Annotated in this window: 6 protein-coding genes and 1 pseudogene; 3 read left to right on the forward strand and 4 right to left on the reverse strand. The window is 37.7% G+C overall.

Annotated features, from left to right (window positions below):
- The coding region (locus tag RAC86_RS33465; RefSeq protein ID WP_377886539.1) for a spore coat protein CotU at positions 1 to 259 on the forward strand (259 nt) is incomplete at its 5' end.
- A gap of 602 nt (positions 260 to 861) precedes the next feature.
- On the opposite strand, the gene dutA is transcribed toward RAC86_RS33465, so the two are convergent.
- On the reverse strand, positions 862 to 1,296 hold the full coding sequence (gene dutA / locus RAC86_RS33470) for a dUTP diphosphatase DutA (protein ID WP_003245820.1): 435 nt from the start codon (positions 1,294 to 1,296) through the stop codon (positions 862 to 864).
- Between the two features lie 29 nt (positions 1,297 to 1,325).
- On the reverse strand, positions 1,326 to 1,787 hold the full coding sequence (locus RAC86_RS33475; protein ID WP_015713989.1) for a DUF2691 family protein: 462 nt from the start codon (positions 1,785 to 1,787) through the stop codon (positions 1,326 to 1,328).
- Positions 1,788 to 2,247: 460 nt separating this feature from the next.
- Here RAC86_RS33475 and alr point away from each other — a divergent pair, with 460 nt between their 5' ends.
- The gene (alr, locus tag RAC86_RS33480; protein ID WP_029726905.1) at positions 2,248 to 3,432 is read left to right on the forward strand and encodes an alanine racemase; all 1,185 of its coding nucleotides are present in this window, start codon (positions 2,248 to 2,250) and stop codon (positions 3,430 to 3,432) included.
- A 101-nt stretch (positions 3,433 to 3,533) separates the two neighbouring features.
- On the opposite strand, the gene RAC86_RS33485 is transcribed toward alr, so the two are convergent.
- Positions 3,534 to 4,949, reverse strand: coding sequence for a sugar porter family MFS transporter (locus tag RAC86_RS33485; RefSeq protein ID WP_377886540.1), 1,416 nt, complete (start codon positions 4,947 to 4,949; stop codon positions 3,534 to 3,536).
- A 412-nt stretch (positions 4,950 to 5,361) separates the two neighbouring features.
- Here RAC86_RS33485 and yncB point away from each other — a divergent pair, with 412 nt between their 5' ends.
- Entirely contained in the window at positions 5,362 to 5,997 is a 636-nt protein-coding gene (gene yncB, locus RAC86_RS33490; RefSeq protein ID WP_128737884.1) for an endonuclease YncB, read from the forward strand.
- A 214-nt stretch (positions 5,998 to 6,211) separates the two neighbouring features.
- Here the strand turns inward: yncB and RAC86_RS33495 are convergent.
- Positions 6,212 to 6,377 (reverse strand): annotated as a pseudogene (locus tag RAC86_RS33495) (glycoside hydrolase family 11 protein); the annotation flags it as partial.
- Positions 6,378 to 6,506: the final 129 nt, after the last annotated feature.

Raw genomic sequence — 6,506 nt, forward strand, 5'->3', positions numbered from 1 at the left:
AAAAACATATTACAAAAAGTATTACGACAATGATAAGAAGCATTATGATTGCGACAAGTATTATGATCATGATAAAAAACATTATGATTACGACAAAAAGTATGATGACCATGATAAAAAACATTATGATTACGACAAAAAGTATGATGACCATGATAAAAAGTATTACGATGATCACGATTATCATTACGAAAAAAAGTATTATGATGACGATGATCATTATTATGATTTTGTCGAATCATATAAAAAACATCACTAAATCTCTTAAACGTCTATTTATTCCCCGGCGACATACCGGGGGCTTTTTTATGATATTTATTGACGATACTCAGATTTTTTTGTGCTCATGGCTGCTGTAAATTCAATTATTAATGAACACATGTCATTTAACTTGGCTTATTATTAGTGGCATTACTAGTTTTTAGTTGCCTTCCCCTATTTATAAAAATTTAGATAAAAGTATTTCTTTATAGAGATGCTTGTTTCATCGACAACTCAATCCTAAATGTGGTAAAATCGATAAAAATGTAAAAACTGTAAATATAATAAAAGGAGCATCTTTATGTATATAAGTATTATAATTTTAGCATCCATGCTTTTATGGGGGGCAGTTATCCACGAGCTAAGTAAACCTTCAAAAAAGCAAAGCACCAGAAAAATTGTTTCTTTGACATCTTTAGGTTCTTTATCGACTTTAGTTATTACTATTTCACTTTTTCAAAAATTCCCTTTTTAAACTTTGTTTTTAATTAAATCCTTCGTATTAAAATATTCATTTTATACATAATATTTATATGTACCTTGGCTGAAACCTCCATTGATCAATCACACAGCATGAAGACAGCCAAGGATTTATTTTGTTTACTTCGTACCTGTTGAACCGAGTCCTCCTCTATCCTCGTTTCCCAAATGCTCGACTTCAACCAATTCAACCGCCGGCATTTTCTTCATGATTCTAAACTGGCAGATACGATCACCCTTCTTAATTTCAGTATCACGCAATGCATAAGCAGGAAAGAACCAGAAATCGTTGTCTCCCTTATATGACTCATCGATAACACCCATTGAATTTGTTTGAATAACGCCAAAGTTCTTATATGTACTTGAACGAGGGACGACATGTGCTTCGTAACCTTCAGGCAGCTCCATTGCAACACCTAATGGGACAAGCTTAAATTCATCTTTTTTGATTGTTACATCTTCAGCTGCCCGAAGATCAATCCAGTCTCCCTGCTCAATTTTGCTGATTCTTGTTTGTGTTTCATCTAGATACTTGATTTTAATTTGCATTGTCATGTACTAGCTCCTTTAATTTTTATTGAGTATCATACAGTAAGGCTTGTTCTTGTGTCATTTTCATCAGTTATAAATTGAACGTCTTCAAAATCATGCTGTAAAGCATTGAAGTAAAGTTTTTCAATGATATTTTTGTTTTTACAGTAAATCGAAACGTAGCTATTATCTGCTATCAAAAGGACAAGTTCGCAATCACTGTCAGCAAACTCTTCATATGTATTGACTTGATTAACCATTTTTCCATATGGAAATGCTTTCAGTTCAACGAAAATGGTATAGTACTGATTCGTTTTTAATTGTTGCTCAAAAACTGCCCCCTCAACAATTGCGTAGTCATGAAAAAGCTCCTCATCATCGAGCTCTCCTTCTACAACAAAATAAGATTCCCCACTCGTTTGCCACCTATAATTAGCTATTTCTACCGGCTGCAGTATTCTCCATAGAAAATTTCCATATTCATTCGGTATTTGAAAACTAACTCCCCTATTCATGTATACCCCTTACTTAAACGATTTTTGTGAATACGAGTTTAATTATATACTCTAATGTTAGGTTTATGGAACAAGGAATCGACTGCCTTTTCAACCGATTATCTTTTACAGAATTTCCTCAGCCCTCCTCATTTAAAAGGTTCTTCAATGTTCATAACAACGGTAAGTTTTTCCTGATTAGATTCCTCGTTATCATCTACCCTTAGAAAAAAATGTCCCAAAACAAATAATCATTTTTGTAATCCTCGGTCGCCGTACCCATTAACACCCCACTTACAAGCCTCATGTATCCCGTACTTGCTATTCGAACATTGATAAGCACCTTCTCGTATCACATGGATTTGCTGTTGAATGATTTCAAATAAAGTTGAATAAAATAAGATCGAATCATCCAACAATTAACATTTATTCTTGCGGCAATAGGTGGTATTTATAATCCATAAGAAGGAAGGAAGCGTTGATGATAAAGCTTTGCCGAGAAGTTTGGATCGAAGTCAATCTTGATGCCGTTAAAAAGAATTTGCGAGCGATCCGCCGTCATATTCCACATAAGAGCAAAATTATGGCTGTCGTAAAAGCGAACGGTTATGGTCACGGGTCTATAGAAGTGGCACGCCATGCACTGGAACACGGGGCGAGTGAGCTCGCTGTTGCCAGTGTGGAGGAAGGAATCGTTTTACGAAAAGCTGGGATTACAGCACCTATCCTTGTGCTTGGTTTTACATCCCTTAGTTGTGTAAAGAAGTCAGCAGCTTGGAATATAACATTATCAGCATTTCAGGTTGATTGGATGAAAGAAGCAAACGAGATATTGGAAAAAGAAGCGAGTGCTAACCGGCTGGCCATTCATATTAACGTGGATACCGGCATGGGACGATTAGGTGTACGCACAAAGGAAGAACTTTTAGAAGTAGTGAAAGCCTTAAAGGCAAGTAAATTCCTCAGATGGACAGGAATTTTCACACATTTTTCGACAGCTGATGAACCGGACACAACACTCACAAAGCTGCAGCACGAAAAATTCATCAGTTTTCTCAGCTTTTTAAAAAAACAGGGGATTGAGCTGCCCACCGTGCATATGTGCAACACGGCTGCAGCTATCGCTTTTCCGGAATTTAGCGCTGATATGATCCGTTTAGGTATCGGCTTATATGGTTTATATCCTTCAGCCTATATTAAACAACTAAATCTCGTTAAGCTTGAACCTGCGTTAAGTTTAAAGGCACGCATCGCTTATGTGAAAACCATGCGGACAGAACCCCGAACCGTTAGCTATGGTGCTACATACGTCGCAGAGCCTAATGAAGTAATTGCTACACTCCCGATTGGCTATGCTGACGGCTATTCTCGTGCCCTTTCCAATAGCGGGTTTGTTCTTCATCGCGGAAAACGAGTGCCAGTGGCAGGAAGAGTAACAATGGATATGATCATGGTCAGTTTAGGAGAAAACGGTGAAGGTAAACAAGGAGAAGAAGTCGTGATTTACGGTAAGCAAAAAGGAGCCGAGATTTCCGTTGATGAAGTGGCTGAAATGCTCAATACGATTAACTATGAAGTCGTGTCTACATTAAGCCGCCGCATCCCTCGTTTTTATATAAGAGATGGCGAGATTTTTAAAGTATCAACTCCAGTATTATACGTGTAGAACATCTTAAAATGCTGAATCAAAATCCCTCTACCAGAGGGATTTTGTTTTTTCTGAAACTAAAAAAATCCCTCCTATAAGAAGAGAGATTTTCAACATATTTATACCTCAATAACTGATTGTTCAGGAGTATTATGATCGTGTCGAGAACGAAAATGCTCTTCTAATTCTTCAAGTGTACGCCCTTTTGTTTCCGGCATGAATTTGTATACAAAACCGATTGCCAATACACCTAAAGCCACAAATATAAAGAATGTAAAAGACAAACCTACAGAGCTAAGCAAGATCGGGAAAGCAAAACCGATCACAAAGTTTAATATCCAAAGGAAAAAAACACTTATCCCAGAACCAAGTCCTCTTAACCTTTGAGGGAATATTTCCGCTATGACAAGCCAAGTCACAGGTCCTACACACCCTTGCATAAAGGCAAGAAATAAAACGGTCAAAGAAAGCACTACATAAGGAAGTGCCATAGATCCATCAAGCACAATTGAGAAAATCGCAATCAATAGGAGCGCTGTAGTCGTCCCTGCCAAACCAATCAATAATATTGGACGCCGTCTCACTTTTCCGACCAGCCAAATCCCAAATATAACTGCAATAACTGATATCAGCCCATTTCCAATATTAGCGATTAAAGCCGCTTTTGTACCAAAACCAGATTCTTTAAGGATTTGTGTGCCATAATACATAATCGAGTTCACACCTGTAATTTGATTCACGATGGCAACACCGATTCCAATCCATAAAAGACGGCGCAGCCATGGTGTAGAAAAGTCCTTGAGTGATGCCTTTTCTAGTGTTGTATCTTTTTCTACCGCTTCTTGAATTTCTCTACATTCAGCTTCTGCACGTTTATCTTCTCGAATTTGTTTAAGAACACGCAGCGCCTCACTGTTTTTGCCTTTGGAGATTAGCCATCGCGGGCTTTCTGGGACCTTAAGCATACTGGCAAATAACATGATAGCCGGAACAGCACAAATGACTAGCATGTATCTCCAAACATGTCCCGTATTTGCCATTGTTACACCGAGGATCGCATTAAAAACATATGCTAAAAATTGCCCGCCAACAATCATTAGTTCATTTTGGGTTACCATACGCCCTCTCTTTTCATGCGGTGCCATTTCTGCTAAAAAGGCCGGCACCATCGCCGAGGCTCCTCCAACAGCCAGCCCCAGTAAAAAACGAAAGGCCGCCATGATGAAAACATTAGGTGCTAACGCTGTTCCCAGTGATGCCAGGAAAAATAAAAAGGAAAGATTAAGGATCATTTTACGTCGGCCATATCGATCAGCCAATCTTCCGCATAACAACGCTCCAAATGCGGCACCTAATAAAAGAGTACTCGTAACAAGCCCTTCAGTAACCGGTGTTAAATCAAGCTGATCTGGCCTTGCCATAAAAGGTAAAGCTCCATTTATAACTCCGGTGTCATATCCAAAGAGAAGCCCTCCAAAAGTTGCTGAAATCATTATTAATTTCAACCTTCGATTTCGATGTTCATTCATATCCATTTCCCCTGCCTTTATTAAGAATACTTAATAAGCTCTTTCAGTGTGGATATTGAGTCAAAACTAAAGTCATCTCTATCTTAGATTTTCGCCTCTGGATTTGTAACCGTTTACATTTTTAGACAGTAGAATAAACCTAAGCTATTAGTTGTTATGTTGTAGTAATATTTTTGTCACATTATTGTCATTTCTCATATTATCATAATTCCAAAAGCATTTTCAATCAATATTATTTTCAGAATTATTTATTTCCGCTATGTGATGGTTATGTTTTGATCATCTTATTAGGATGTTAACTATTGGCAATTTGAGTGTTATAAGTTCCCTTGAAGTTTCCCATTCACAAAAAATGTCCATATCGTTATAATGATGATGTTTAATCGCGAAAAGAGAAAATGATAAAGAGGGAATCAATATGAAGAAGATTTTGATCAGTATGATCGCAATCGTTTTAAGTATTACTTTGGCAGCTTGCGGATCAAATCAAGCAGCCAAAAACCATTCAGATTCTAATGGAACGGAGCAAGTCTCTCAAGATACTCAATCTAATGAATATAATCAGACAGAACAAAAGGCTGGCACGCCTCATTCAAAAAATCAGAAGAAATTGGTCAATGTTACATTAGATAGAGCAATAGATGGAGATACGATTAAGGTTATTTACAACGGAAAGAAAGACACAGTTCGCTACTTGCTCGTTGATACACCTGAGACGAAGAAACCAAATTCTTGTGTTCAACCATACGGTGAGGATGCGTCGAAACGAAATAAAGAATTGGTCAACAGCGGTAAGCTACAGCTGGAATTTGATAAAGGCGATCGCAGAGATAAGTATGGAAGACTGTTAGCATACGTTTATGTTGACGGCAAATCTGTTCAAGAGACATTATTGAAAGAGGGATTGGCCAGAGTAGCATATGTATATGAGCCTAACACAAAATACATAGACCAATTCAGACTAGATGAGCAAGAAGCAAAATCAGATAAACTGTCAATTTGGAGTAAGAGCGGTTATGTGACGAACAGAGGATTTAATGGCTGTGTGAAATAGAAAAACACTGTTTGTTAAAAAAAGCAGCAAACCTAGCAGAATGCAGTTTCCAAAGAATGAGAAAGAGATGATGGCGTGTCTAGTTTCCATTCTGCTTATCAAGCTAAAATCATGCAACTAGCCTGTAAAATTCCCGCTGTATAGTAACAATAAAAAACACCCCTTCACGTCAATGTGAGGGGGTTATTTGTGTGTAAACATCCTTCCTATTTCATCATAAATCAAGAGATCCCTCTACCGTCGTTAGCGCAGTTTCATATATCTTACCCATTGGCATTCCTAAGCTTTCTCACTTCTTGAAGTGTTCGCTGACAGAATACGGTTCCGCTCGTTCGTTTTGTCTGCTGGACACTCCAATACCGTTTAAAGGTTGCGATACCTTATTCTCACCATCTTTTCAAAAGAAGGCAGCCATGTCATCAAAGGCCTTTGATGATGATTGATCATTAATTGTTTTTCGATTGATCTCCGGACAATAACATCATTAGTTTTTTCGAAAGCTCTTCAAA

It is taken from the genome of Bacillus sp. LR_5 (assembly GCF_042709275.1).

What these genes read in the sequence shown, in the direction of transcription:
- dutA (WP_003245820.1), bottom strand. Translation starts at nt 1,296, where the DNA reads ATGACAATGCAAATTAAAATCAAGTATCTAGATGAAACACAAACAAGA.
- RAC86_RS33475 (WP_015713989.1), bottom strand. Translation starts at nt 1,787, where the DNA reads ATGAATAGGGGAGTTAGTTTTCAAATACCGAATGAATATGGAAATTTT.
- alr (WP_029726905.1), top strand. Translation starts at nt 2,248, where the DNA reads ATGATAAAGCTTTGCCGAGAAGTTTGGATCGAAGTCAATCTTGATGCC.
- RAC86_RS33485 (WP_377886540.1), bottom strand. Translation starts at nt 4,949, where the DNA reads ATGGATATGAATGAACATCGAAATCGAAGGTTGAAATTAATAATGATT.
- yncB (WP_128737884.1), top strand. Translation starts at nt 5,362, where the DNA reads ATGAAGAAGATTTTGATCAGTATGATCGCAATCGTTTTAAGTATTACT.